Annotated in this window: 43 protein-coding genes and 1 pseudogene; 34 read left to right on the top strand and 10 right to left on the bottom strand. The window is 58.6% G+C overall.

The window, feature by feature from the left end:
- Positions 1-232: 232 nt before the first annotated feature.
- From U5A57_RS20760 to U5A57_RS20730, 7 genes are all read right to left on the bottom strand, one after another.
- Positions 233-952 carry a DNA-methyltransferase gene (locus tag U5A57_RS20760; protein WP_321913547.1) on the bottom strand — a complete coding sequence of 240 codons (720 nt, stop codon included), beginning with the start codon at positions 950-952 and terminating at the stop codon, positions 233-235.
- A gap of 15 nt (positions 953-967) precedes the next feature.
- Positions 968-2,377: a replicative DNA helicase gene (dnaB, locus tag U5A57_RS20755; RefSeq protein ID WP_321913546.1), complete on the bottom strand. Its 1,410-nt coding sequence runs from the start codon at positions 2,375-2,377 to the stop codon at positions 968-970.
- Positions 2,374-3,246, bottom strand: coding sequence for a hypothetical protein (locus U5A57_RS20750; RefSeq protein WP_321913545.1), 873 nt, complete (start codon positions 3,244-3,246; stop codon positions 2,374-2,376). The genes dnaB and U5A57_RS20750 overlap by 4 nt, the downstream gene beginning before the upstream one ends.
- Before the next feature lie 14 nt (positions 3,247-3,260).
- Entirely contained in the window at positions 3,261-3,632 is a 372-nt protein-coding gene (locus U5A57_RS20745; protein WP_321913544.1) for a GIY-YIG nuclease family protein, read from the bottom strand.
- On the bottom strand, positions 3,633-3,806 hold the full coding sequence (locus U5A57_RS20740; RefSeq protein ID WP_321913543.1) for a hypothetical protein: 174 nt from the start codon (positions 3,804-3,806) through the stop codon (positions 3,633-3,635).
- Positions 3,803-4,162: an XRE family transcriptional regulator gene (locus tag U5A57_RS20735; protein WP_321913542.1), complete on the bottom strand. Its 360-nt coding sequence runs from the start codon at positions 4,160-4,162 to the stop codon at positions 3,803-3,805. Before U5A57_RS20735 ends, U5A57_RS20740 begins: the two co-directional genes overlap by 4 nt.
- A gap of 108 nt (positions 4,163-4,270) precedes the next feature.
- Entirely contained in the window at positions 4,271-4,603 is a 333-nt protein-coding gene (locus U5A57_RS20730; RefSeq protein ID WP_321913541.1) for a transcriptional regulator, read from the bottom strand.
- 107 nt (positions 4,604-4,710) lie between these two features.
- On the opposite strand from U5A57_RS20730, the gene U5A57_RS20725 reads away from it, so the two are divergent.
- From U5A57_RS20725 to U5A57_RS20560, 34 genes and pseudogenes are all read left to right on the top strand, one after another.
- Positions 4,711-5,637 carry a S24 family peptidase gene (locus tag U5A57_RS20725; RefSeq protein ID WP_321913540.1) on the top strand — a complete coding sequence of 309 codons (927 nt, stop codon included), beginning with the start codon at positions 4,711-4,713 and terminating at the stop codon, positions 5,635-5,637.
- Positions 5,638-5,709: 72 nt separating this feature from the next.
- A complete protein-coding gene (locus U5A57_RS20720; protein WP_321913539.1) occupies positions 5,710-5,904 on the top strand; it encodes a hypothetical protein in 195 nt (64 codons plus the stop codon).
- Between the two features lie 14 nt (positions 5,905-5,918).
- Complete coding sequence (locus tag U5A57_RS20715) at positions 5,919-6,338, top strand: hypothetical protein (RefSeq protein ID WP_321913538.1); 420 nt, start codon at positions 5,919-5,921, stop codon at positions 6,336-6,338.
- Between the two features lie 223 nt (positions 6,339-6,561).
- The gene (locus U5A57_RS20710; RefSeq protein WP_321913537.1) at positions 6,562-6,960 is read left to right on the top strand and encodes a hypothetical protein; all 399 of its coding nucleotides are present in this window, start codon (positions 6,562-6,564) and stop codon (positions 6,958-6,960) included.
- A gap of 818 nt (positions 6,961-7,778) precedes the next feature.
- Positions 7,779-7,934: a hypothetical protein gene (locus U5A57_RS20705; protein ID WP_321913536.1), complete on the top strand. Its 156-nt coding sequence runs from the start codon at positions 7,779-7,781 to the stop codon at positions 7,932-7,934.
- A 35-nt stretch (positions 7,935-7,969) separates the two neighbouring features.
- Positions 7,970-8,173 carry a crAss001_48 related protein gene (locus tag U5A57_RS20700; protein ID WP_321913535.1) on the top strand — a complete coding sequence of 68 codons (204 nt, stop codon included), beginning with the start codon at positions 7,970-7,972 and terminating at the stop codon, positions 8,171-8,173.
- Positions 8,174-8,211: 38 nt separating this feature from the next.
- Positions 8,212-8,397: a hypothetical protein gene (locus U5A57_RS20695; RefSeq protein ID WP_321913534.1), complete on the top strand. Its 186-nt coding sequence runs from the start codon at positions 8,212-8,214 to the stop codon at positions 8,395-8,397.
- A 147-nt stretch (positions 8,398-8,544) separates the two neighbouring features.
- On the top strand, positions 8,545-8,748 hold the full coding sequence (locus U5A57_RS20690; protein WP_321913533.1) for a hypothetical protein: 204 nt from the start codon (positions 8,545-8,547) through the stop codon (positions 8,746-8,748).
- A gap of 191 nt (positions 8,749-8,939) precedes the next feature.
- Positions 8,940-9,281, top strand: coding sequence for a hypothetical protein (locus U5A57_RS20685; protein ID WP_321913532.1), 342 nt, complete (start codon positions 8,940-8,942; stop codon positions 9,279-9,281).
- A 4-nt stretch (positions 9,282-9,285) separates the two neighbouring features.
- Positions 9,286-9,447: a hypothetical protein gene (locus U5A57_RS20680; protein WP_321913531.1), complete on the top strand. Its 162-nt coding sequence runs from the start codon at positions 9,286-9,288 to the stop codon at positions 9,445-9,447.
- On the top strand, positions 9,444-9,755 hold the full coding sequence (locus U5A57_RS20675) for a hypothetical protein (RefSeq protein ID WP_321913530.1): 312 nt from the start codon (positions 9,444-9,446) through the stop codon (positions 9,753-9,755). The genes U5A57_RS20680 and U5A57_RS20675 overlap by 4 nt, the downstream gene beginning before the upstream one ends.
- Positions 9,748-10,044: a hypothetical protein gene (locus U5A57_RS20670; RefSeq protein ID WP_321913529.1), complete on the top strand. Its 297-nt coding sequence runs from the start codon at positions 9,748-9,750 to the stop codon at positions 10,042-10,044. Before U5A57_RS20675 ends, U5A57_RS20670 begins: the two co-directional genes overlap by 8 nt.
- A 558-nt stretch (positions 10,045-10,602) precedes the next feature.
- A complete protein-coding gene (locus U5A57_RS20665; protein ID WP_321913528.1) occupies positions 10,603-10,848 on the top strand; it encodes a hypothetical protein in 246 nt (81 codons plus the stop codon).
- A gap of 493 nt (positions 10,849-11,341) precedes the next feature.
- A complete protein-coding gene (locus U5A57_RS20660) occupies positions 11,342-11,584 on the top strand; it encodes a hypothetical protein (protein WP_321913527.1) in 243 nt (80 codons plus the stop codon).
- Positions 11,581-11,760, top strand: a complete 180-nt coding sequence (locus U5A57_RS20655; protein WP_321913526.1) for a hypothetical protein — start codon at positions 11,581-11,583, stop codon at positions 11,758-11,760. The genes U5A57_RS20660 and U5A57_RS20655 overlap by 4 nt, the downstream gene beginning before the upstream one ends.
- A gap of 1 nt (position 11,761) precedes the next feature.
- The gene (locus U5A57_RS20650; protein WP_321913525.1) at positions 11,762-11,947 is read left to right on the top strand and encodes a hypothetical protein; all 186 of its coding nucleotides are present in this window, start codon (positions 11,762-11,764) and stop codon (positions 11,945-11,947) included.
- A complete protein-coding gene (locus tag U5A57_RS20645; protein ID WP_321913524.1) occupies positions 11,944-12,267 on the top strand; it encodes a hypothetical protein in 324 nt (107 codons plus the stop codon). Before U5A57_RS20650 ends, U5A57_RS20645 begins: the two co-directional genes overlap by 4 nt.
- A 158-nt stretch (positions 12,268-12,425) precedes the next feature.
- Positions 12,426-12,836 (top strand): hypothetical protein, encoded by a 411-nt coding sequence (locus U5A57_RS20640; RefSeq protein ID WP_321913523.1) that lies wholly within the window; start codon positions 12,426-12,428, stop codon positions 12,834-12,836.
- A gap of 159 nt (positions 12,837-12,995) precedes the next feature.
- Positions 12,996-13,928: an ATP-binding protein gene (locus U5A57_RS20635; RefSeq protein WP_321913522.1), complete on the top strand. Its 933-nt coding sequence runs from the start codon at positions 12,996-12,998 to the stop codon at positions 13,926-13,928.
- Positions 13,929-13,935: 7 nt separating this feature from the next.
- Positions 13,936-14,451: a siphovirus Gp157 family protein gene (locus U5A57_RS20630; RefSeq protein ID WP_321913521.1), complete on the top strand. Its 516-nt coding sequence runs from the start codon at positions 13,936-13,938 to the stop codon at positions 14,449-14,451.
- 85 nt (positions 14,452-14,536) lie between these two features.
- Entirely contained in the window at positions 14,537-14,860 is a 324-nt protein-coding gene (locus U5A57_RS20625; protein WP_321913520.1) for a hypothetical protein, read from the top strand.
- Between the two features lie 2 nt (positions 14,861-14,862).
- A complete protein-coding gene (locus tag U5A57_RS20620) occupies positions 14,863-15,396 on the top strand; it encodes a hypothetical protein (protein WP_321913519.1) in 534 nt (177 codons plus the stop codon).
- Positions 15,397-15,500: 104 nt separating this feature from the next.
- On the top strand, positions 15,501-16,124 hold the full coding sequence (locus tag U5A57_RS20615) for a hypothetical protein (protein ID WP_321913518.1): 624 nt from the start codon (positions 15,501-15,503) through the stop codon (positions 16,122-16,124).
- A gap of 11 nt (positions 16,125-16,135) precedes the next feature.
- A complete protein-coding gene (locus tag U5A57_RS20610; protein ID WP_321913517.1) occupies positions 16,136-16,729 on the top strand; it encodes a hypothetical protein in 594 nt (197 codons plus the stop codon).
- Positions 16,726-16,965, top strand: coding sequence for a hypothetical protein (locus tag U5A57_RS20605; protein ID WP_321913516.1), 240 nt, complete (start codon positions 16,726-16,728; stop codon positions 16,963-16,965). The genes U5A57_RS20610 and U5A57_RS20605 overlap by 4 nt, the downstream gene beginning before the upstream one ends.
- The gene (locus tag U5A57_RS20600) at positions 16,962-17,255 is read left to right on the top strand and encodes a hypothetical protein (protein WP_321913515.1); all 294 of its coding nucleotides are present in this window, start codon (positions 16,962-16,964) and stop codon (positions 17,253-17,255) included. The genes U5A57_RS20605 and U5A57_RS20600 overlap by 4 nt, the downstream gene beginning before the upstream one ends.
- On the top strand, positions 17,255-17,410 hold the full coding sequence (locus tag U5A57_RS20595; protein WP_321913514.1) for a hypothetical protein: 156 nt from the start codon (positions 17,255-17,257) through the stop codon (positions 17,408-17,410). Before U5A57_RS20600 ends, U5A57_RS20595 begins: the two co-directional genes overlap by 1 nt.
- Positions 17,407-17,646, top strand: a complete 240-nt coding sequence (locus U5A57_RS20590) for a hypothetical protein (RefSeq protein ID WP_321913513.1) — start codon at positions 17,407-17,409, stop codon at positions 17,644-17,646. Before U5A57_RS20595 ends, U5A57_RS20590 begins: the two co-directional genes overlap by 4 nt.
- Positions 17,643-17,789 carry a hypothetical protein gene (locus U5A57_RS20585; RefSeq protein ID WP_321913512.1) on the top strand — a complete coding sequence of 49 codons (147 nt, stop codon included), beginning with the start codon at positions 17,643-17,645 and terminating at the stop codon, positions 17,787-17,789. The genes U5A57_RS20590 and U5A57_RS20585 overlap by 4 nt, the downstream gene beginning before the upstream one ends.
- Before the next feature lie 109 nt (positions 17,790-17,898).
- Positions 17,899-18,402 (top strand): DUF1643 domain-containing protein, encoded by a 504-nt coding sequence (locus tag U5A57_RS20580; protein ID WP_321913511.1) that lies wholly within the window; start codon positions 17,899-17,901, stop codon positions 18,400-18,402.
- 40 nt (positions 18,403-18,442) lie between these two features.
- Entirely contained in the window at positions 18,443-18,751 is a 309-nt protein-coding gene (locus tag U5A57_RS20575; RefSeq protein ID WP_321913510.1) for a hypothetical protein, read from the top strand.
- Positions 18,748-18,987 carry a DUF4224 domain-containing protein gene (locus U5A57_RS20570; RefSeq protein WP_321913509.1) on the top strand — a complete coding sequence of 80 codons (240 nt, stop codon included), beginning with the start codon at positions 18,748-18,750 and terminating at the stop codon, positions 18,985-18,987. Before U5A57_RS20575 ends, U5A57_RS20570 begins: the two co-directional genes overlap by 4 nt.
- 1 nt (position 18,988) lies before the next feature.
- Positions 18,989-20,059 (top strand): tyrosine-type recombinase/integrase, encoded by a 1,071-nt coding sequence (locus U5A57_RS20565; protein ID WP_321913508.1) that lies wholly within the window; start codon positions 18,989-18,991, stop codon positions 20,057-20,059.
- A 117-nt stretch (positions 20,060-20,176) separates the two neighbouring features.
- Positions 20,177-20,338: pseudogene (locus U5A57_RS20560) on the top strand (alkene reductase); the annotation flags it as partial.
- Positions 20,339-20,417: 79 nt separating this feature from the next.
- Here the strand turns inward: U5A57_RS20560 and U5A57_RS20555 are convergent.
- The 3 genes from U5A57_RS20555 to U5A57_RS20545 are packed head-to-tail and all read right to left on the bottom strand — an operon-like array spanning position 20,418 to position 24,259.
- Positions 20,418-21,581: an aromatic ring-hydroxylating dioxygenase subunit alpha gene (locus tag U5A57_RS20555; RefSeq protein WP_321913507.1), complete on the bottom strand. Its 1,164-nt coding sequence runs from the start codon at positions 21,579-21,581 to the stop codon at positions 20,418-20,420.
- A gap of 9 nt (positions 21,582-21,590) precedes the next feature.
- Positions 21,591-22,364 (bottom strand): siderophore ferric iron reductase, encoded by a 774-nt coding sequence (locus U5A57_RS20550; protein WP_321913506.1) that lies wholly within the window; start codon positions 22,362-22,364, stop codon positions 21,591-21,593.
- Positions 22,365-22,366: 2 nt separating this feature from the next.
- Positions 22,367-24,259, bottom strand: coding sequence for an IucA/IucC family protein (locus tag U5A57_RS20545; RefSeq protein WP_415774648.1), 1,893 nt, complete (start codon positions 24,257-24,259; stop codon positions 22,367-22,369).
- Positions 24,260-24,265: the final 6 nt, after the last annotated feature.

Genomic DNA, 24,265 nt, shown 5'->3' with positions numbered 1-24,265 from the left:
TATGCTTCACCGCGCCAATTGCCAAACCAGATTGCTTCGTCGTCGGTGAGTTTGCGTTTGCTCGGCGGCTGGTTCGGGTCTTTCACCTCGAAACAGACTGTTCTGCCGGCGCGCGATACGAGAAGGTCGGGGCACCCAGAGCCAACCGCGTGAAGGTGTTGAACGGCACATCCGATCTTTCGGAGTGCAGCCACGATCTCGGGCTGGTTCGAATCAATGCGAGCAGCGCGCCTCACAGTTCAAACCCCATCTGTTCCGCCTTCGGCGCTTCGGGCTCGAATAGCGATTCCTGGCGCTGGGCGTCTTCGATGCGGCGCACCGCGATTTCGAAGTACTTCGGTTCGCGCTCTATGCCGATGAATTTGCGACCGAGACGGACAGCGGCGACGCCCGTGGTTCCTGAGCCCATAAACGGGTCAAGAATCGTTTCGGGCATCCCGGCTTGCTCGATGCACCATTGCATGACGGCGATCGGCTTCTGGGTCGGATGGACGCGTTGCTGGCCCTTTTCCTCGCCAGCGCGGATCATTCCGTTCCAAAGGTGACGGAAGATGCGGACGGCCTTCGGGAGGTTCGTCCATGCCAGCTCGCAATCTGCAAAGTCTCCAGTGTTCTGCTTGTCCCAGATTAGCCAGCACGACGCTGCAGGCATCGGGTAGTAATTCCCGCCGAACACGACGGCATGCTTTCCAGCCGCAATGACGGCCTGCAGAAGGTCATGGTCAATCGGGTCTTTGTCCCAGTTAAAGACGCCGTAGTCGGTCACGGCTGCAGCGTTCTGGCGCGAACCAACCTTCTTGCTGTTCTCGCCAATCCCATACGGCGGATCAGTAATCACCGCATCCACGCGCGGCAGCGTCGGCAGGATGTCGCGGCAATCACCCAGATATAGCACCGCATCCCCGATCGCAACCTTAGTACTGCTACGCACAATTTCTGCCATCTCGCTCATGGTGTGAGTCCTCGGTTACTCGAAACCGCGTTTGTTGGCTTTCGGCTTCTCTTCGATCTCGCCGAACTTCGTGCCTGGCATCAGGTCCGTGAACATCGTCCGGTCCTCGATGTAGACCGCGCCCACGGTTCCAGTCGGGCCGTTGCGCTGCTTGGCGATCTGAATCTCGCCGATGCCACGATCCTTCGTGTCCGGGTTATAGACTTGGTCGCGGTACAGGAAGAGAACGATGTCGGCGTCCTGCTCGATTTCGCCTGAGTCGCGAAGGTCCGAGAGCATCGGGCGCTTGTTGGCGCGCTCCTCGAGCTTCCGGTTGAGCTGGGCCAGCACGACAACAGGAACCTCCAGTTGTTTCGCCAGCGCCTTCAGCCCGCGGCTATTAGCACCCACGCGCTCATTGCGCGTGTTGCCATCGCCATCAGCCATCAGGCCCAAGTAATCGATGACGATCATCCCAAGACCGTGCTGGCGCTTCGCCTTGCGGGCGCGGCTGCGGATTTCCGTAAGGGAAATCCCAGACTGCTCGTCCACAAGGATCTGCAGTTCGGAGACTTCCTCGACGCCGCGGGCAAAGTGGGCCCATTCCGGTGCCTTCCCCTCGGTGGGCATTTTCTTGCCGTCGAGGATCTTGTCGAGCGGCAGGCCGGAGGCGCGGGAGAGAGCGCGGTTGCACAGTTCCGCGCCAGGCATCTCGAGCGAGAAGAACATCGAAGGCGCCCCGATAGCGGCAGCCGCCTCAGCAATCCCGAGGGAGATAGCCGTCTTTCCCATGGCAGGCCGGCCAGCAACGATGATGAGTTGACCCGGGCGAACGCCGCCGCCGAGCTTCGCGTCAAGATCACGTAGGCCGGTCGAAAGCGCCTTCAGTTTGATTTCGCGCCCGTTCTGCTCATCGTCCATGCGCTCCACGATCGGCATCAGGTACGAACCGATGAACTGCGCATCCTTGCTCGTCGTGACAGCCAACGGCTCGAACTTGGCTTGCGCCTCGTTCAGGATCTGCTCAACCGTGCGGCCTTCGCGGTTGAATGCCATGGCCGAAATTTCGTCCGCAGCGGTGATGATTCCGCGAAGTTTCCAGCGATCAACGACGATGTCAGCCCAGCGAGCTATCCCAGCCGCGCCAGGAGCGTTCTGGACGAGCCCGTTGAGGTACGCCAACCCTCCGACATGGTCAGCCTCGTTCGTCGCCTTCAGGGCGTCAAAAACCGTGATCATGTCGGCGCGACGGTTGCTCACAATCAGCTTCTGAACCGCGCCGAAGATCAGGCGGTGATCCCAGCGATAGAAATGCTCGCTGCGCAGATGGCCGATGCGGTCGAGCGCATCGTTGTCCGTCATCAGCGCGCCAAGGATCGATTGCTCAGTTTCGACCGAAGCCGGCACTTCGCGGGTCTGGTCGAGGAATTGGTCGGGTGCGTTCATGTCAGGTCTTTCCCGTGATGTCGTTTCGCTTGCTCGCCTTGCGTCGTCAGGCCGCATGTGCCGTCAGACCGCATGTACCAAATCTTGAACCAGCAACCGCGCACCGATTTCCGGTAGACCGATCGCCAGTCCGTGTATCGCTTCGCGTCAGGGCCCGTGTACCGCTCCTTGAATTCCAGCCAGTGAAGGCGAAGGAATTCGATGGGGATTCCGGTCTCGTCGGCGTACTTGAAAACCGAGTCGCCTTCAGGGATGGGCAGTTCGCCTTTCGCCTTGCAGTCGTCAAGGAACGTTTGCAGTGCGATGGCGTTCCGTTTCTTCCCCTTGGCTGGGACGGTTTCAGGAAGCCCCCCAACGGGGGGTATGGGGGGTTTATATAAACCGGTACTGGTACTGGTGTCGTCCATCCCCTGGTTGTCCTTAACTTGTCCATCATTTGTCCCGTGGGACAACACCGGGACACCCTTGGGAGTCTCCGGGATTTCAGAATCCTTCCGTTGTCTGTACGCCGCCTTCCGGTTGCGTTCCTTGTCTCGGGCTGCGAGCATCTCAACGACGCGCTTGGCAATCGTGTCGTGATACAGGCGACCATCTACAGCCTTCCACCATCCACGCAGCAGATTCACTTTCTGCTTCGCGAATACGGCAGGCTTCATGCCGATACGAACAGAGATGAGTGCGTCATCATCTGGCAGCGATCCGCACGGCGTTTGACGCCATGCCGAAGCCCAGAGCATCAGAAGCCAGGGGCGGAACTCTGCGGGCGTGAGCGCCCACGTATCCGACTGGTCGATCTGCTCCAGATCCAGTTCGAACCGCCATCCTTTAGCGCGCGTATCGGCTGGATACGGGGCCTCGCGTTCTGCCATTAAAATTCCCCGGACTATTGCTCGAATCCGCCGATCACTTTCTGCTCTGCGTGCTCTTCATCCCAGAAGGCAACTGCGGCATGGTGCTCGCAGAGGGCAATCGCGTAATCTCGGTTCATCACTGCGTGATAGATGCGCGAGAACGGCCCCCAGAAGAACTCACGGCGCTCATTGACCCGCTGCGAAGCCAGCTCGGCGTGAATGCGCTTTTCATGAGTCTCGACATTCTCAAACTCTGCATAGCAGATGACAGTAAGAGGCAGGGGTGCTGCGGTCGATTTCGTCAGCTCGTCTGCGCGGCCCATCGGGCTCTTTGTCGTATAGCCGACCTTGAACATGCCGGGGCAGGCAGAACTTTCCATGATGTAAACAAATCCGTAGCTCATTCAATTCCCCTTCTGTTCGTTCCGCACTGCCTCTTCGTACTTCTGCAACTTCTTGATGGCATCCCACGCATGCCAACTAAGCGCTTCATCGCGCGATTTCGTCATTCGATGCAGCAACTCGAACACTTCGCCGATCAGCGGGTGGACGTGAATAGGGGGATGTGAGGCGTTCATGCGATCTTCCTTTGCTCGAGAACCTCTTCCATGATCGTCAGGCCGGCCGTGTATGCCTTCCATTGCGTAATCACCTTGTTGCCCACTGCACCCTCAAAGGCATCGATTTTGTCAGCAGGAAGGCTGCGGTACTTGCCACCCTTCTTGTTGATCGGCGACATCTCCAGATATTCCGAGACGTGCGACGCGTAGAGTTCGGCGCGCTCCGCGAGAGTGCGCTGCGTCATGCCCTTCGAACGACGAGCGACCCAAGACAGACGAACGGCGTCGCGGTAGTCCTTGCAAAGTGCGATGTACTTTTGCGGGAGGAAGCCGGGGCCGTATAAGCAGCCCATCAGCGCCAGTTCGTCTTCCACTTCGCCCTCCGTTAGAGAAAAACAATCGTGATACCGATTGAAATACCAGATGAATTGGAACTAATTTAATGGCGTCACTTAGGACGCCAAAAAATGAAAAACGTGAACTTAAGCCGCTTTAGCCAGCTTCTCTTTTCCGCTGGAACCGCCCACAGCCCCGCCGGGGTTGTTTTGGGTGTCGTCAGATGCCGCCGATCGTTTGGCGATGTCTCCGTTAGAATCGAGTTCCGGCCAGATCGACTTCCAGTCGTTGGGGCGCAGCATCTGCCGAGTCACGAGGCCATTGGTTGCCTGCTCAATGGCGGCGCAGTGTTCGATTGGTACGCGCCGAGTTTCCAGCATCCACTGATGGACGGCACCCTTGGTGACGCCGAGGATGTCGGCGAGCGCTTTGTAGCTGCCAACATGCTGAGCGGCAATTTCGATCGGGTGTTTGTCCATTTCGGTGTCTGGTCATGAGTGAGCTTCCAGACAAGTATAGATTTACTAGACCAAGAAGTAAAGAAAAACTAGACCCGCTGCGTTTAGATTTCCTATACCCTCCGCGCATGGAAATCAAACTATGGATCCGCGCCGCCCGAAAGAAGGCCGCTCTAACACAGGAGCAGCTCGGGGAAAGGCTCGGTGTGAGCAAAGGAAACGTGTCTGCTTGGGAAAATGGCAGGCACGAGCCCAGCTATGCTCAGATCCAAGAGATGGCTGCGTTGGCAAACCTGCCGTTGCCGGATACGACTGGCGAAGGGAACCCTTCGCCCGCAACAGGCAAGCCGATTCGTGCGCGACTCGAAGAGATGCTGCAAGAGAACGGCTTGGACGCACATGCATTCGCCGTGCGACTGAAGATGCCGGCTGAACGCGTGGACGCGTGGCTTCGAGATGGAGCGGCAAGCGTCGAAGATGCGGTTTGCATCCAGAACGAGTTTGGTTACAGCGTGGCCTGGATTCTGGCAGGCATAGGGGAGAAAAAAGCCCTCGCGCCGCATTCCGAAGAACAAAGCCCGGAGCCCGGGGAAGATCCACGAGCCCTCGCGGCGTATAGCCACGACTACCGCCCCAAGCCGGTCGGTAAGTGGCGGGGACTAGCAGTGGTGGGCATGGCTCAACTTGGTGATAACGGATACTGGGCGGACATTGAATATGCTGTTGGGCATGGTGACGGCTATGTGGACTGGCCGACTACAGACCCTGATGCCTACGCATTACAGTGCGAAGGCGAATCGATGCTGCCCCGAATTCGACCTGGCGAGTATGTGATTGTCGAGCCCAATCACCCGGTTCAGCCTGGTGATGAAGTCATGGTGAAATCCGTCGATGGTCGCGTGATGGTCAAGGAATTCCTGTACCGGGCCAGCGGGCGTTTGCATCTGGCGTCCGTCAATGCATCGCACGGCCGGATCTCGATCCCTGATGAGGAAGTTGAAAAGATGCACTATGTTGGCGGCATCGCAAAGCCATCGAAGTGGCGGCCGGACTAGGGTTAGCCAGGCACTAACGTCTTGACCAATTTGGTATACTTTGGGCAAGTCAAGCATTTTTTGGGGGATGTCATGAGTCACCTCAGCCAAGCAATCGATGTGCTACCGGTCGAATCGGAAATTCTGACGCCATCCGAGTTTCTGAAGCTTATGACGACCAAGCCGTCGATGATCAAGGAATCTAAGGTTGTACCTGGCCGGCTCGGAACGAAAGACTTTGGGTCATTCCGCGTCACCTATACCCGGCCCATCTATAAGACCTTGTGAGAAAAAGGAACCAGATGGCGGGAGGCAACAATAATCAAACGGGCCGGGATGTAGCTCTCAAACCCGAGACCTTCGAGAAGTTCATTGAGCTACAGACGCGTGAGCAGGGGCTGCGTCAGCAGGAACTGACGATCCGCGCAAAAGAGCTGGAGCACCAGGCGAAGCATGCCGGCGAAATGCTCGCGGCCCAAGAGCGCGATCTCGAGAAGGATCGTGGTCATAGCCGAAGTATGACCAAGATGAAATTCATCTTCGCTGGCGCCGTCATCATACTGGTTCTTGTTTTTACCTATCTGGCCCTGAAAATGAACAAGGATGCCTTCGTAATGGAGGCGTTAAAGCTCGCATTTGCGTTCTTCGCGGGCGGTGCGGGCGGATATGGTGCCGCCAAGGTTTCCGCGCCCAAGCCAAAGTCAGAGTCTTCAGATAGCTAGTCCACGGCGCAACCCGTCTTAAGTCTGCCGCAGTAACCTGCGACAGCCGCCCGAATCCCGGGCGTAGTAACTCCCCTCCAAAGGCCCGCCGAGCGCGGGCTTTTTCACGCCTTCCCGTTGTTACAAATTCGATGTCTAGTTTTTCTTGACTCCTAGAGTCTAGATTTCCTATACTTCAGTCATACCGAAGCACGCAGCAAACACACAACGAGTGGAGATGAACATGCAAACCGCAATCTGCAAGATCACCTTCCACGATGGCTCCTGGGTGAAGGCTGAACTTCCGACCGACGCTTCGCAAGCGCACTACGCCTACAACGTCTTCGGCATGTTCGCCTCGATCGAAGCTCTGCCGACAGACGACGCCGCGATGATCGCTCGCAAGCCGCTTTCGAAGTGCGTGAGCGTGGATGAGTGGAAGTCGCAGCCGTTCTACCGGGAAATGCAGGATCGCGGCGCGCGTTTGAGCTTGGTGCGCAGCCAGCCCTACGAAGCTCCGACGCCCGAAAACGTCGAGGCCGCAACGATCTGCGTCGATTGCCACGGCTGCGGGTATGAGGACCCTTGGGCACCGGACGGAAAGCTCCGCGTTTGTTCGACGTGCAGCGGGAAGGGTAAGTAACAGGTCGAAACCGCCTCGGCGGTCTGCGGGTTAGGCCCGCACTGAAGAGACCAGTAAGTCTAAGCGCAACGGCGCTACCCGGAAAGTCTCCGGGCGTTCTTTAAACCTGACGCAAGCGATACCAGCCGGCGAGAGCCGGGGACTCCGATAGCCCAATGGGTAATAGGAGCGTGGCGCAACCCTCTACCCACGGAATGAAGATCAGAGGCTATCCGTATGCAACCTGGGTGCCAGAGCGCCTATAGAATTGCATGCGGATTGAAGAGCGGACGTGAGCGCGGAGCCATCTTCGGATGGGAGTTGCCCGCAACGAGCCGCCTGGTTGTTCAATGAATGGCGTTGGAGCGGCGTGGATGCGACACGCGCACAGAGAGGAAGTAGGACCGCAAACGGCTCTGTGGCACATGCACAAGCAGCGGGCGAAATAGTGGTTGTCAGCCGACTAGACGAGCGGCCACAGCGCCATTCACTGAGCAACTGTACCGAAAGTGCACCCAGGTAGGCAGACAGCAAACTCTGCCGGTGTGTGCGACTCGCTGGTGGACGAGTGATAAAGACGTCACTGCCGAGCCTTTGTTTTTGGGGGTAGCTGCCCTTCGGCGCTTCATGATAGGCCCACGGACGGTATGCCGTAGCGAAGCATACGCCGGACTACGTAACCGGCACCCAGCACCCTCAAGCCCACACGTTCAGCACGAAGACTGGGCCCCTTCGCCGATCACGACATCGCTCCGAAAATCTCTGCCATATGAGAACTGAGCGTTGGGACTTGAGGTTGTTAACTCCCTTATTCGTAGTACTCCTTATTGGAGACTGACATGAAAGACAGAACCTGGACTATCCGTCACGAAGTCGATGGACTGATTGACGTGTCCGCAGTTGACGCCTCCACGAAGGATGAGGCGATCGAGAAGCTGAGCGCCTATTGCGAGCGTGTCGGTTTGCGGGTTGGGCGAATCCTTCTGGTTTATTAACCCATTCTCTCGATTAACCCTCTTTAGGATAGGCCATGACATACGCGCCTCACCAACAACGAGTGGTCGACGAGAAGGCCGAACTTGACGCGAAGATCGGAAAGCTCGCGGCGTTCGTCCATCCCTCTAACGCGATCTTTCAGGACCTCCCCAATGCAGAAGCCGGGCGTCTCGTCTACCAGCTTTCGATCATGAACGAATACTCGGAAGTTCTGGGGCAGAGAATCGCTAACTTTTAGCCGCCTAACCCATCCGCACTAGCGGACAGGAGACCGACATGGAATGCCTCGCAACAAGCATGTACCTACGGTATCTGCGGTTCAAGCAATACTGCATGGCCGAAGGCGATCCCGCGCCTAGTTACGACTTCAAGGATTGGCTGGAATGCTCCTTGGGCGCGCAGGACCATCGCTATCGCTACGAGAACGGGATGCTGGAGTGCCAAAAGGCCGAGTCGGCCTGATAGGGGACAACGATGCAAGTCCACACAGTCATCCGCCCACATCAAGCGGCGGCATGGATCTACTCGGAATATGCGCTGTGCAGCGGCCGCTGGCGCTATCTCCGCACTGTTGATATGAGCCGCTTGTGTTTTCAGTGAGGTGATGACATGGACTGGAATCAAAACATGACGATTGTGAGCGGCACGATCTATTGCGGTGACCGCTGGCTTGGAACGCTGTCGTCTCACTCCGCGGCGATGGCTGGGCTGCGCCTCATGCGAGGAGATCGAGATCTGGTTTGCTCGGATTGCTCGCCGTTGACCGAGACCGACCTCGACCTTCTCGAAGCCATCGACGCGGACGAACCATGACAACCGAAGCCTGGCGCCGCCGCCCTCTGGAAGTGAAGGTCTTAGATCGCTGCGACGAGTGCGAGACGTTGCAGCCCGATGTCAAGAAACGCGTGAACTATTGGCCCTCATTCACTACCGTTTGCTGCGGCAATTGCTACAGCAAACGGCTTGCTGAGTACGAGGGTCTTAGCTACGGATAGGGAATACCCATGTTGAAGCCATTCAATGCTGAGTCGGCCCAGTTGGGCGACAAGGTGATTGCGAAACGATTCCAGCGCTCAATCGAACAGGCGCGCTACCTAGCCAAGCTGGAAGACGGGCGCCACGTTGTCGAGTTTCAGGCGGTGGGCGGGACTAGCTTCGTTGAGGTTGTGAACGAAGATGCTCTGTTCGCAGTTCCACGGAAACGCACCGTGTACGTGAACCTCTACAGGCGCGGTGCTCATCACGAGTGCGCCTATCACGACACTGAAGATTACGCCATTCAGATGACGAGCGGCGCCGAAGATTGGCTGATTGCTCGCGCCGTGCCCGTCGAAATCGAGGAGTAGCGCCATGAACTTCGCAGAAAAGGTCGTAACCGGATTTGGCATCTGGTTCATCGTGGTGATGTTCGCGTGGGCGTTTATCCACGGCGCGACGGCTGATCACATACCGGATCGGATGAAGCGGGCGAGAACGCTTTCGTGGAAGGATTTTCCAAAGGAGGAAGTATGAAAGTAATCGTTGAGTTGGGCGTCGACTATGGCCGCAGCGGCACTCTGAGCGGCATTTTCGTGTGCGAGAAGGCGGACCTCGAAAAGCTGTACGGCAAAGAGGTCTATTTCGGCGAAGTGCTAGGCAAGCACTCCGAGGTATCCCTCGAAATGGACGCCGAGTGTTTCGAGATCCGCACCGAGGATCAAGACTTCATCGCCAAGTTCATCGAGATCATGGGCGACGGCACGATCAGCGGTTACAACCCGTTCGATTACTACGACGCTGACGAAGAGTCGGACGAAGACGAGGACGAGGACGATGACTGACATGACCCAACAACTAAAAGTATGGTGGATTCCGCAGATCCCCGGCAAATCGTTCGAAGTGCCGGTTGAGAGCGTGGATGAGGCCAAGAAGATCCTGACCGTACTGGCCGATTACGACATTTTCCAGTACGAGAACCGCATCAAGGGCGATTACTGCAATGCGGGTGGTCTAGTTCAACAGGAAGAGGTCGGCCCTGATGGCGAGACCGACTGGTTCGATTGGTGCGACGAAGAAGGCCGCAGCATCGATGACGTGCTGCGCGACGAACGCGAAACCGTCACAGAGTAACGAGCAACGCCGGCAGCAGTCCCCATCGCGAGAGATCGAACTGATGCATCGCGGCAAGGACGAGAGCGAACCTTCCCCGTCTCGGCAGCGGGGCATTGAGTGACCTTGAGGGCGAATCCCGACCCGCCGAACGTTCGGGGCAATGACCGAGGGCCGAGCCATGAAGTAATGGACGCAATTTAAATCAGGCTGAGTTTCGCCCGTTGAGAGCGGCACGACAGACCGCATGGGTTCGCACTTGCCCGATGGTTGAGGAGTACCCACCCTCGCTAACCAGATGACGGCGCCAAGGAACATGCAGCCGCAACACACTGCCGGAACTGGCAATCCGGGTGGAGCTTCCATAGCGAGCCGCCGGCCCTGCGATACGGGCGCCCTGACGGAACGAGCATAGCGCAGTGGTGATGCGCAGCAAGATCGCAACCGGACTCTGCAAGTGCCGGTGATAGGTGGTATGAGCGGCGTATGCCGTACAAGCGCGGGATCAGTGCCACCCCGCAAGCCGGGATCACCTCCGGCCTCGTTCCGTCAGGGCTACACACTATTTAGGAGTCCAACGTGACTGAACACATAGAACTAGCCGCCGTCATCCACTGCGAGGGCGGCCTAGAACTGGACAACGCCGATTTGGTCCTCGCCTTCGACGAACACTTCGACGGCACGATAACCCTTCGCGCCAAGAACATCGTATTCCGCGCCAAGGATGAGGTGCTAATTCGCGCGATTCAGGAGGCCATCAAACAGCGCGCCAAGGCTGCGAAGGATGAGGCTGCAATGTTGGGTCTTGAAGTGCAATCGATCTAGGGAATTTGAATATGCGGATCATCAACATTAATGCAGATCTAATAACGCGTTTCTGGGAAAAGGTAGATAGATCTGCCGGAGAGGATGCCTGCTGGCCTTGGATAGGAGCAGTTGACCGAGACGGCTACGGAAGGTTAGTGGCAAGGCGCAACTCCGAGATTCGTGCAAATCGAGTTTCATACGAATTGAACATTGGCCCGTTAGGGGAGTTGCTTTGTTTGCATCGTTGCGACAACCCGAGGTGCGTGAATCCAAAGCATCTATTCAAAGGGGCCAATAAGGACAATGCAGCCGATCGACATGCAAAAGGCAGGGACGGATCTGCCCGGGGCGATCGAAACGCCGGAGCAAAAATAACGCAATCGCAAGCAGAAGAGATCCGTAAGTCTTATAGACCACGCGAAATAACACAAAAGATGCTTGCTGAGCGGTTCGGAATTTCGACTACGCAAGTGTACAAAATTCTTTCTGGTCAGAGTTGGAGGTAGCGGCCATGAGCGAAATCGATGAGCGCGCTGATGCCCTCTACGACAGCGCATATATCGCCGGTATGAAAGCTGGCTGGAATTTCGCGGTCGATAACGATAGCGCGGGGATGCAAGCGGCTATCGCGGCCCGAGATGGATATCTGAAGGTGCTGGCCCAACCCCGCTTCCCGCAAACGTACTGCAGCCAGTGCGGTCGCGAGCTGGGACCGGGCAATGAGGGCGTGAGCAGTTGCGGAGACCACAAGTGAACGAATTCACCCCTGACGACATGAGCTTTGCCTGCGACCTTGTTCTAGGCCTATGCGTCTTTCTTGGATTGCTGGTAGGCGGCGCTTGCCTGGCGTTCTTTATCGAATTTGGCGATTCGGCAATCGACGCGGCGCTCTCGGTCGTGCGGCCGGTCTTTCAGCTTATTGGAGGTTGACATGAAAGGACTTCACGATTGCCGCCACATGACGGCAGAACTCGACCCAGCAGAGCAACGCGCAGCAGCCGAGAAGTTGGCGCGACTCCGGATGATCGAATTGCTGGGCGACAAGTACGTACTTAGCCGAGCCAATAGCCCGGAGAAGGGGCGATACAACGAACGGACGGGGGCAAAACTTCCATGAGCCTCGACGTCTATCTGACCGATGGCGAGGGTGCAGAAATCTACTCCGCGAACATCACGCACAACCTTGGCGCGATGGCTCGCGAAGCTGGCATCTACATGCATCTCTGGCGTCCCGACGAAATCAGCGTCACGAAGGCCAGCCAGTTGATCGAAGCGCTCCAGATTGGGCTTGCGGACATGGTTCGCCGCCCAAGCCACTACGAGCAGTTCAACGCCCCGAACGGCTGGGGTAAGTACGAAAACTTCGTGCCGTGGATCGCAAAGTATCTGGAGGCATGCATTGCCAACCCGGATGCGATTGTCGGCGTGTGGAGATGACAGACCATGAGACACCCCACCCAGCCGCCGAACCACAGCAGGCTTCTCTGGACCGTTGCAGCAGTGTTCATAGCTTTCGCTGCACTGGTAGCTATCCAGTGGGACCGATCCGAAGACGCGCAAATTAGATGGCAACTCGCCACGACAAGGAGTCAATGATGAGCGTCGAATCCTGGAAGCACAAAGACATCTGGACGCGCCGAGGAAAGATGTTCGCCATCGAGATCAGCCGGCACTACGGGACGGAGGATGAATACGAGGGACCGCATCGCTGGGCCGTCTATGCATACATCTACCCAAGTCATCCGCACTTCAGCAAGTTCGATGGGCCGAATCTCTGGCAGGACGCAACGCAGGTTCTGCCATTCCACCGTGGATGCTCCTATCTGGACTATCCAGTGCATGACGGCAAGGTGACTTGCGTGAAGATCGGCGCGGACTATCACCATCTGCACGACATCGGCTTTACTCACTGCGCCACCGCTGATGATGCGTATCGAGTTTTCAGCGATGCCGATGAGTTGTTTGATCGGCTGACGGCGATGGCGGAAACGGAGGTCATCTCATGAGCCCCGATGACGGGCCCGATTATTCGATGGCCCAGCTAGAGCAAGAAAGAGAGCAGCAGCAAGCATTAGACAGTCTGGAATGGTGGGAAATCCGCCAGATCAATCAATCGTACGGGACGCAACAAGGGATAACCACTGCGCCCGACTTGGAGAGCAATCATGGCATTCACGAAGGCAGTACGGAAGAAGTCGAAACTTCGCTTGGGAATTACCGGCCCTTCGGGTTCTGGGAAGACCCTTGGAGCGCTCCTCATCGCTAAGGGGCTGGGCGGCAAGATTGCCCTGATTGATACAGAGAAAGGTTCCGCCAATCTATATGCCGACAATCCGAAGTACGGCTTCGATTTCGACTCGCAAGACCTCGACCCGCCCTACACGCCGGAACACTTCATCAAGGCGATGAAAGAGGCTGAGGAGGGCGGATACGACACGCTGATTATCGATAGCGTGACGCACGAATGGTCGGGCGTAGGCGGCTGCCTTGAGCTTGTCGACCAGATCGCCCAGGCGAAATTCAAGGGAAACACCTGGTCGGCGTGGAATGTCGTGACGCCGCGGCACCGCGCGTTTATCGACTCGATTCTGCGCTCACCGCTGCACATCATCATCACCATGCGCAGCAAGACGGAAACGGCACAGGTCGAGGAAAACGGCCGCAAGAAGGTGGTCAAGCTGGGCATGAAGGCCGAGCAGCGCGACGGATTCGAATACGAGCTGACCGCGATTCTCGACATTCAGCACGACTCCAACTATGCGTTGCCGTCCAAGGATCGCACCGGGCTTTTCGCTGGCCGCGACCCGTTCAAGATCACCGAAGCAACCGGCACGATGCTCCGCGAGTGGCTTGAGTCTGGCGCTGAGCCGATCAAGGAAGTTCTGAGCGAGGAGCAGATTGCGGACCACAAAGCAGCGATTGAAGCCGCCGCCGACATGGACGCCCTCAAGACTGCGTATGCGGCAGCGTACCGGGCGGCTACAGCCATCCACGACACAGCGGCCGAGAAGCAATTCACGGACGCGAAGGATGACCGCAAGGAAGCGCTGGAGCATCCACAGCAGCCCGCATTCGAAGATAGCGACGTACCCTACTGAGGCCATCATGACCCAATCACTTTCCCTCTACACCCTGTCATCGCAGGTTGAGCAGATCCTGTCCAGCCCGGATGCAATCGATCCCGAGACAGGCGAACTGTCCGAAGCGCTGGTCGAAGCGCTGGCACTCACGAAAGATAAGGGCGTTGGCGTTTGCGCCTACATCCTGAATCAGGAATCGCTCGTCAAGGCAATGTCGGATCACATCGAGCGCATCAATCAGCGCGCAGCAGCCATCGAGAAGCGCACAGAGAAGCTTCGCGAATACCTGGCGACGAGCATGAAGCGCTCGGGCATCAGCGAGGTTTCTGCGCATGACGGAACGTTCAGCGCCAAGTTGTACGTCGAACGTGATGCCGCCGTAGAGATTTTCGACGAGGCGCAGATTCCGGCCGAGTTCATGAAAACTCCGCCGACACCGAAGGCCAAGCCGTCGAAGACGGATATTTCGAAAGCGATCAAAGCGGGCCGCGAAGTCCCGGGAGCCAAGATCGTCAAACGGGATCGTCTGGAGATCGCCTAACCCCTTTCATGCTGGTCTCGCGCAAAACGAGGCTTTCGCGGTCGAAGTCGGCCGTTCTTTTATTCGTAGTCCAACAAAGGAAACCATGAACACCCTAAAAATCACAGCCCTGGCACTAGGCGCACTAGCTGCAATCCTGACTCTCATCGTTGGCGGCCGAGAGTTGGCGCTTCGCATGAATGCTCACTACTCGCCGCGAGAAGAGCAGGTCCGGCATGACACGTTCGAATGCTCGGCATCGCATACGGATGGGCTGGTGCGCGAGCTTCGCCAGATCCGCGATCAATACCGGGCGGCCGATCCCGCTGGGCGATCCGCACTCGCTGACACGTTCAAGCATGACGCCGATGGATTTACCTGCGGCGACTTGCCTGCTGACATCCAATCTTTCCGTAACTCTCTGGGCTAATCATGAAGCGAAACATCCTCGCAGTCTCCGCTATTTCGCTCGCCGCATTCTTCGGCCTGACGGCTGAATCGTGCGACAACGCCCCGACCACGCAGCAGATCGAGTCAGCAAAACAGGATCGTATGCAGGCCGAATCCAACGCAGCAGTAGGTATGCCATCCATCGTCAACTGGACCGAGAAGCGCCGCTATAAGGAGATCTTCGAGAAGCGCGACGATCCGAACCTTCAGACGTACACCTATCTCGTCGGCATGCACAACGAGCATACGCCGCTGTGTCGATCGGTTGGATACGGCATTCCCGAGTCCGAGCAGTTCACGAATCCGTCAACGGTGCAGGACTACGGCGGCACGAATCGCTATGCCTTCGAAGTGATTCCGCAATCCGATCCGAATGGCTTGTACAGCAGTTCGAGCGCAAACGGTACATGGATTCTGTGCCTCACGAAGGGCGGAAAGGTTGAGCCCCAACGCAGCGAGCCGAACGTGATCACGCTATCGGTTCCCTGGAGCGAGCTCAACCAAGACGGTATGTGACCGCCTAACCCCTCTCCTCAGCGCGCTCCGGCGCAGCTTTCGCGGCTGCATTTTGGCCGCTTTTTTCTTCTTGCTCGCGGTTGGCGGGCGTTTTGGGATGAGTGATGAGCGACAAACCTCTGAAGGCCTACCAGGTCGACACAGACGATGGCGACGGCGGCAGTTGCGTTGTCTTTACGACCAACTCAGCCACGGCACGCCGAGAAGGAGCATCGATTCTGGATGCCGATTGGGAGAGCGTCACGTCGTGCCGCCGAAAACCGCACTTCGATGCTTATTCGCCCGGTCCAGTGCCAGCTTCGGCTCTCATCGAAAGTGGTTGGCGGTTCGAATGCAGCCATTGCTACGCGCGGGTGACTAATGACTACACCATCGATGACGATGGCAACGAAGTTGAGCCATCTGCGTATGTAACCAGAGGTCAAAAGGTCTTTTGCCATCAAGAGTGCATCGCTCGGTATGACGCCAAAGCGCGCATGAATCTGGCTGCACAACACGCGCTCATCGAGCTAGTCGAGGGGAAGTTTCCCGGCTGCACGATCACGCGCGTACACGTCTATGGCGAGAAACTTGAACCACCCGAGAAAGGCCACGGCATTCGGTGCAGCGCGCATTTCACATTTCCCGGTGCCAAGTACGGCGCGACTTATCACTTCGGTGAAGGTGATCGCGCATGGGTATCGGATATTGATGTCCCCGCCTTCGACGCACTCTATCGCACCGCCTAACGAGACCCACCATGACCTCACTATCCCCCGAATCCGCCTACGCCATTTTCCTAGAGCGCAATCCCAACGCCACTCGCGAAGAAGCCTTCCTCACCGCATGGCAGATGTGCCTAACTCGCTCGCCCGAGGCTTCGGCAGACGAGAAGTACCAGTTGTACCGCCGCCTTTACGGGCTGAGCATAGAGAACTTGCGGATCAACGAGAAGCGCGAAGTCAATTGGATTGCGCTGGATTGCGGTGGCGTGGAGTCGTCGCTGGAGGCGGTTGGGTCGCGAGCAGCCGCCCAGAAAGGAGATCGTCGCCAGAAGGATGGCCGCATCTGGGAATGCACGGACCCAGACATTGATCGGTGGATCACAGTCGATGAGCCTTCAACGGGGATCTGCTTTTTCTGCGGTGAGCCGATCAACGGTAAGCACGAGGACGATTGCCCGCAGGCACCGCAGCCCGATGATCGCGTATCGCAGGTCGCCACCGTAGTCAAAGACCTGATCGAGACGCTGATGCTCTGGAACGGACAAGCTTCGGCAGGGCTTGACGTGAGAGGGCTTGCCGGTCTGCGTGACGAGCTTGTTGCGCTCGCCGCCCAAGGAGCCAGCCAATGACCATGCGCGAACAGTTTGAGGCGTGGCACACCGAGCACTTCATCGAGCCGACTACGCGCAGCCGGGGCGGCTCCGATTTTCGCAACGAGAAGGTGCGAGATCGGTGGGAGGCATGGCAAGCCTCGCGCACCGCGGCACTCGAAGAAGCCGCCCAATACTGCTCGAAGATCATGGGGCGAGTGTCGTCCAGCTATTACTCGGATCTGATTCGGGCGCTGGGGAGGGAGGAACGATGACTGAAGCAACGAAAGACATGATCAGCCGCCTGACGTTTTTGGCGCACCTATATCCAGGTGACAAGACTTTCGAGGAAGCACGCGACTTGATCGAACAACTCCAGCGCGACCTCGACAACGCCTTCATGATCGCCGCGTGCATCCTGCGTAAGTCTGGTGGCGCAGTGATCTTGGAGCCGAGTGATCTGGTGGACGCCAGGGGGCTATCGCTGGAGCGCATGAACATGGCAGGCGGATCCGTGAGATATCGCGCGCACAAGGACGTAGCTATGGCGCAGAGGGAGGGGTGATGACAAGCAACGACGAAACCGCCGTCAATCTGCGTCTGGTCGCGGCGATGGCTGCAAAGATGGCGCCCAAGGTCGAACGCCGAGCGTTATGGCCCGGTGAACTCGAAGAAGCCGTCGCGCAGATGCAGAAGTGGCTTGCGGAGATTGTGCGATGACCTATTTCAATCTGAAGTGCGCTGCCTGTGACAAAACGCAACTCATGGAGGGCCAAGAGCCTTCGCTGGGCGTTCACATCATGACCGCCTGCGAAGTCGCTGGTTGGGGATATGTCACTGACTATCAGCGCGTGCTTGTGGTCTGCGACGACGAATGCGGCCAAGCCATGCTAACGAAGAAAGGCACGATCAGAAAGCGACCGCCGACTAGATTCGTGAAAGAGGTGCGCCAATGAAAGACCTAGCCGAACTTAAAGCAGAACTGAAGTGGTGTATCGAACACGGGAATCGGGGTCCGCGTACCGAATCAACTTTGTTGTGGGCGCTTGAACTGATCGAGGATCTGGAGCGGGAACGGGAAGAGAGGGAGGTGCAATGAAACTTTGTTGGCACAAATATCACTGGCACCATGTCCAGTTCAACGGGTATCAATTCTTCCAGCCAGGGTGGTGCTCAAAGTGCGGGAAGGCTAAGGTGAGGTGGGTGAAATGAGCGCAATCATCAGCCCATGCGGCAAATACCGCTATCGCCTTGAGCGCGAGGTCGGAATGGACGGCCTGACGTTCGCCTACTTCGGCATCAATCCATCGACGGCGGATGCCACGGTAGACGATGCCACCGTGCGCAAGTGGATCGGCTTCACCAAAGTCAACGGCGGCCGGCGCTTCATCGTCGGCAACGTTTCGGCCTACCGCGCGACGGACGTGAGGCACTTGGCAGACGTTCTCATAACACCCGATCAATGGCGCGAGAACCTTTATCAGATCGGCCGCATTATCGTGGATGCAGACGTGCTTGTGCCGTGCTGGGGCAATCGATCCAAGGCACCGAAACACATGCGCAACGACTTCGATACGGTTCTAGCCATGCTGCAGACGAGCGGAAAGCCGGTGCGTCACTTCGGCCTGACGGCTAGCGGCGATCCAAAGCATCCACTGATGCTCGGCTATGACACGCCATTGATCGACTGGGCGAGGGCGCAGGCAGCATGATCGAGGCGGCACAACGGGTTATCGAAAGAACGAGGAACGCATGGAAGATTATCTTGATGACGACGGCTACCCGACCGACGAAGCATTGAAGCGGATCGCAGAGTGGCCGCACACCGATCTCCGAAGCATGCTGGAGTTCGTGCGAGAGCTATGGTACTACCCGACCTTCTGGGCCGAAGAAGGCGAGGACCGCTTGAGCATATCGACGGGCGGATGGTCTGGCAACGAAAGCTTGATTGAAGCCATGCAGAAAAACCGCTTGTTCTGGTTTATGTGCTGGCATCAATCCACGCGCGGCGGACATTATCGGTTCGACCTGTCTCGCGCGAAGGAATTGGAGAAGGTATGAGCGATACGTTTTTGACGGCAGAAGAAGTCGGCGAGCTTACCGGCGTCCGCATGGGGCGCGGGGGCAAGACGCGCGAACAGCTTCAGGTCGAATGGCTGCGGACGTCCGGAATCCCGTTCTGGACAAATGCTCGCGGGCGACCGATCATCGCTCGAGTGGCGATTGAAGGCAAGACCGCATCAGCAGAGCAGCCGCGGAAGAAGTGGCAACCAAAGGTCATGATGTTAGGAGGCTGACATGGGGCGCCGACCGACGAGGAATCCGAACCTGCCCTCCGGTATGCGCGCTCGCCACCGGAAGGACACGACGTACTACTACTACGACCATGGCGGGAAGCCGCGGCGCGAGGAACCTCTTGGGACAGATTTCGTTTTGGCCGTCAAGAAGTGGGCGGAGATTGAAGGGGCGAATGCTCCCAAGCAGGCGAGGCCTACGTTCAAGGATGCCGCCGACATCTACATGCGAGAAGTTCTCCCGGGCAAGGCACCGCGCACGCAAGAAGGCAATCTGAGAGAGATTGTGTTCTTGAAGGAGTTTTTCGACGTCGACTCGCAACTCGATGAGATCGATCCTGAGCACATCAAGCAATATATGAAGTGGCGCCACCGGAAGGCCCTTGCCTGGTATGCGGAGAAGAAGCGGAAGCCGCCGCCCAAGGCAGGGCATGTGCGCGCCAACCGGGAGCTTGCGCTCTTCAGTCACATCTTCAACCACGCTCGCGAAATCGGCCTGACGAAGGCTGCCAACCCTTGCGCTGGCATCAAGAAGAACGAAGAGGAAGGCCGGGATGTGTATGTCGAGGACGACATCTATTCGAGGGTGTACGAATGCGCCGACGAGCCGACGCGCGACGCCATGGACCTCGCCTATCTCGCCGGCCAGCGCCCGCAAGACACGCTCAACTATGACGAACGCGACATCCGGGGCGGGTTCCTCTTCATCGATCAAGGCAAGACCGGGACGAAGTTGCGCATGGAAGTGACGGGCGAACTCAAGAGCGTTATCGATCGGATCCGCGCGCGCAAGAGTGGTTACAAGGTCGTGAGCACTGCACTAGTGGTCAACGAGAAGGGCGGCCGGATTACGCAAAACGCGCTCCAGAAACGATTTGAAGCGGCGCGCGTCAGAGCGGACGTCCCGTTCGATGCATTCCAGTTCCGCGACCTACGTGCGAAGGCGGCAACCGACAAGACGGACAACACTGGCGACATCCGCCAGGCGCAAAAGCAGCTAGGCCATACATCGGTCACCATGACAGAGCACTACGTGAGAAAACGCCGTGGCGACAAGGTCGGGCCAACCCGGTAAATCAGTTCCGCAAAATATTCACTTGTTTCGACGTGTAGTGATTTTATGGCACTAAAGTTTACATGTTTGCGGAACGTATTTAGGCGTAGTTCTTTGATTTATTGTGATATTCTTTTGGATCTGGAGTCCTACGGCCAGATGGTGCTGGCGAATCCGGATTTCGTGACCCGCCTGCAGCGCAACGCGGCGATGAACGCGGCGGATCGCAACGGCTTCTTCGGGGGCGCAGCGCAAGGCTATACGGATTATCCGAGCTTGAGCGAAACGGCTGACGCCTGACGCGGCGAGCAAGGCGGGGGCCAGCGAGTCATTGGCCGTGCCGGCGCGCAACCGCCTCCCTTGTGCGGTCTCGAATGGCTCACGCGAGCGGTCCCGCGAGGGCGCGCCGGTACCACGCATGGAAATGCCGCATGCCGTCCTCAAGCGGCGACTGATACGGCCCGGCGTCGCTGATGCCGCGCCGATTCAGCCGCAGACGTCCTGCGTCCATGCGCTCGGCGATCTCGTCGTCCTCGATCATCGTTTCCAGATACGCGGCGCGCTGCGCCTCGATGAATTCGCGCTCGAAGGCCGCGATCTCCTCGGGGTAGTAAAACTCCACCACGTTGAGCGTTTCCTGCGGGCCCTTCGGATAGAGCGTCGAGACCACGAGCACGTGCGGGTAAAGCTCGATCATCTGAGTGGGGAAATACGCGAGCCAGATGGCGCCGAACTCGGGCGCCGCGCCGCCGCGATACTCGAGCAGCCTGTCGTGCCACGCGCGATAGATCTCGGAACCCGGCTGCGCGAGCGCGGCGTGCACGCCCACGCGCTGCATGCTGTACGTATCGGCGAAATCCCAGTCGAGCGTGTCGCAGGTCACGAAGCGCCCGAGCCCAGGGTGGAACGGCGCAACGTGATAATCCTCCAGATACACTTCGATAAAGGTCTTCCAGTTGTACCGGCAGGTATGCGTTTCGACATGATCGAGCACGTAGCCGGAGAAGTCGAACTCCGGGCGCGCAAATACGCGCGCCATGTCGCGCGCGGGCTCGCGTGGACCCTCGTAGAGCAGCCCATGACAATTTCGGAGTTCGAAGCGTTCGAGATTACGGCACGGTTTGCGCTCGAATTCGGGTGCGCCGATCAGCTCGCCGCCAGGGGCGTAGGTCCAGCGATGCAAGGGACACACGATGTTGCCGCCGCTCGCGGCCAGATTGCCTTGAGCAGGGGTGCTGACATTGCCGGCCATCCCGCCCAGCATGAGCGCCTGCCGATGGCGGCACACATTCGAAAGCAATTGCACGCCGTGCTCACCGCGCACCAGCACGCGGCCGCCTTCGTCCTGCGGCAGGTGCCGCCAGTCGCCGCGCTCGGGCACTGACTGTTCGTGGCCCACGTATAGCGCCGAATGCGCGAAGATACGCGCCATCTCGCGCTCGAACAGCCCCTCGTCGAAATAGGCGCTCGCGGGCAACTGGTCGTGCGCCTCCTCCGTGTCGGGCGGCAGCGCGAGATGCGCGAGGTCACTGATATCGTTCATCGGTCGGTTTCATCCTGTTTCGTGTTGCGCATTCAGGCGCACGATGCGTTCATGCTTGTCCAGCCGCGGACAGGTGCTGCAGAGTTCGCCGTCGCGGCGGCGGTAGTGGTAGCAGCAGGTGCGGCGCTCGAGCGCGAGTGCACGCGCGCCGTTCGTGCGCGAGAACGGGAAATAGCCTGAGTGACCCTCCAGACCGAGCGCCGCGAGCCACTGCCGCCCATGCCTATCGACTTGCGCGTCGCTCCATTCGGGCCGGGCCTTGCGTGCCGCAAGGAGCGCGGCGAGCACGACATCGGCTTGCGTGCCGCGCACCGATGCCGGGTTCAGACGGATCACCGGCATCAGTTCGTCGTGCATCTGCTCGCAGCACGAGACGATTTCGCGCGCGGCGTGAGCGATCAACGCATGCGTGTCGCCTTGCGCCGGTTCGTGATCGCGGATGTGGACCGCGCCGGTCCAGCCGTCGGCGATGGGCTGCGCAATGTCTCGCAGTGACAGCGACACGCCCGAAGCATGCACGCCGATCACGCTCAAATAGAGCGGCTGCCAGATCAGAATGCCCCAGCAGCGCGACGACCAGTAAGGGCGGCCCGCCTCGGGGTAGGTGCCCGACCAGTAGTCAAGCATCGCTTCGAGGGCGGTGCGATTGGACTCGATGCCGCCCGACGCCGGGCGCGTATGCACGATCGCCTCTGCAGGGTGCGTTGCCACCACGCCCTGCAACCCCGGCACGAGCCGCGCGGCGCGATGCAGCATGTCGTCGAGCGCGCGGTTCGCCACCATGTTTACGCCGCGACCGCTTCGGCGCTCATGCCGTTGAGCTGTGCGGCGCTTTGCAGCGCGCCACGCCTGCCCGCGAGCGGATTGCGCAGATTGCCCGCCATCTTCAGGTTGCCCGCGGGATCGGCGAGATTGACCATCTGCAGGTTGTTGCCCAGTTGCAGACGGTTCAGGCACGAGTGGAGGAACTCGGGCGCGAAGAGGTCGTATTCGGCGTATTTCCCTGCCAGTTGCGGGTGCGCTTCCTGATAGCGCGCGACGCAGCGCGCCACCGTGTCCCAGAACACATCTTCCGTGCAGCAACCGTGCTCGACGAGTACCTGGTTCATATAGCGGAAAAAGCCGTCGAACACGTCGATGAAGATCGCGAGCAGCTTGACGCGTTCGGGCACGTCCACGGCGAGGCGCTTGACGTTTTCCGGCAGCTGCGCGTCCTTGTTGAGGATGGCCGACTCTTCGGCGATGTCCTTCATGATCGCGCGCACGGGCACATGGTTTTCGAGCACGAGGATGAGATTTTCGCCGTGCGGCATGAACACGAGATCGTGCGCGTAGAAGCAGTGAACGAGCGGCGCGAGATACGCCTCCATATATCGCTCGAGCCACGCCTGCGCCGAGAGCCCCGAAGCCTCGATCAGCGCGGGCAGCAGCGCCGCGCCGTGGCGGTCCGTATGCAGCAGCGCGGCCATGGTCATGAGCCGCTGGCCTTCTCCGGCGAGGTTCAGCGGATTCTCGCGCCAGAGCGCCGAGAACATCTTCTTGTAGGGGCTATCCGCCTGCACGGCCGCTTCGTAATAACGATTTCGAAAGCCGATGGACGCGACTTCACGCAGGATAGTGAACCCTTGGTCCTGCAGATACGGGTCGCTCGCTACCAGGCCCTTGATGTAGTCGTTGATGGCGGGCGTGCCCGACATGTAGTACGGCGAGAGGCCGCGCATGAAGCCCATGTTGAGAATCGAGAGTGACGTTTTCACATAGCGCTTCGAACGATCCGAGAGATTGAAAAACGTGCGGATCGACTGCTGGGCCGAATAACGGTCGTCGCCGTAGCCGAGGCAAATGATGCGATGGGTCGCGACATAGCTTGCGAACGCGATCGAAAGCTTGTTGAACCACTGCCATGGGTGCGCCGGCATCAGCCGATAGTCGTCGAAGTCCACGCCGCGCGCTTCGACCGTCGAGCGAAAGCGCGCGATGGTTTCCGTGCCCAGTTCTTCTTCCATCAGCTGTTCGTAATCGAGGTCGGCGGCGCTGTGGAACGCGGCGTTCTCTTTGTGCACGGCGAGCCAGACGACCTGGACCGGCGAGCCTGCCTCGGGAGCGAATGCGCGATAGTCGCCTGCGTCGAAGCCGAGCCGTCCGTTGTTGGCGACGAAGCCCGGATGGCCTTCGCTCATGGCGGTTTCAATCGCCTGGAAGTCGGCATTCAGGAGTTCGGGCGTGTTCGGGCCGTCCTTCACGGCTTTGTAGGCGGCGCCATACAGCGTGCTGCTGATTTCATCGAGGTAGATGGGCAGCATTTCCTCCTTGATGCCAAGCCGCGCTTTCACGTCGAGAATGAAGGCGAGCGCGTCGAGCGGTTGAGGCGAACCATCCTGCGAACACACGATCGTTTCGGCGCGAATGCTCCAGTGGCGCAGCGCGAGCAGGCGCGCGTCGAACGTGTAGACGCGCGTGCCGTCGTCGGATTCGAGCGCATAGCGAGCGTAGTGCTCGCCGGGGGCGTCGCCCACGCGCTGCGGCTCGACAATCAACTCGTGCGCGTACTCGGCAATGGCCTTGCGTACCAGCATGCGGTTTGCGCGCTGCCAGACTTCGGGGGTGAGGTGGGCGGCGGCCTCGTGGGGCGCGAGGAGAATGTGTTGCATGGAAGCCTGAGCTGCGACGTGATTCATGATGCG

It is taken from the genome of Paraburkholderia sp. J11-2, assembly GCF_905220185.1.
Classification (GTDB): domain Bacteria; phylum Pseudomonadota; class Gammaproteobacteria; order Burkholderiales; family Burkholderiaceae; genus Paraburkholderia.
The sequence above is the reverse complement of the archived record's forward strand: the minus strand, read 5'-3'. Positions and strand labels throughout refer to the sequence as shown.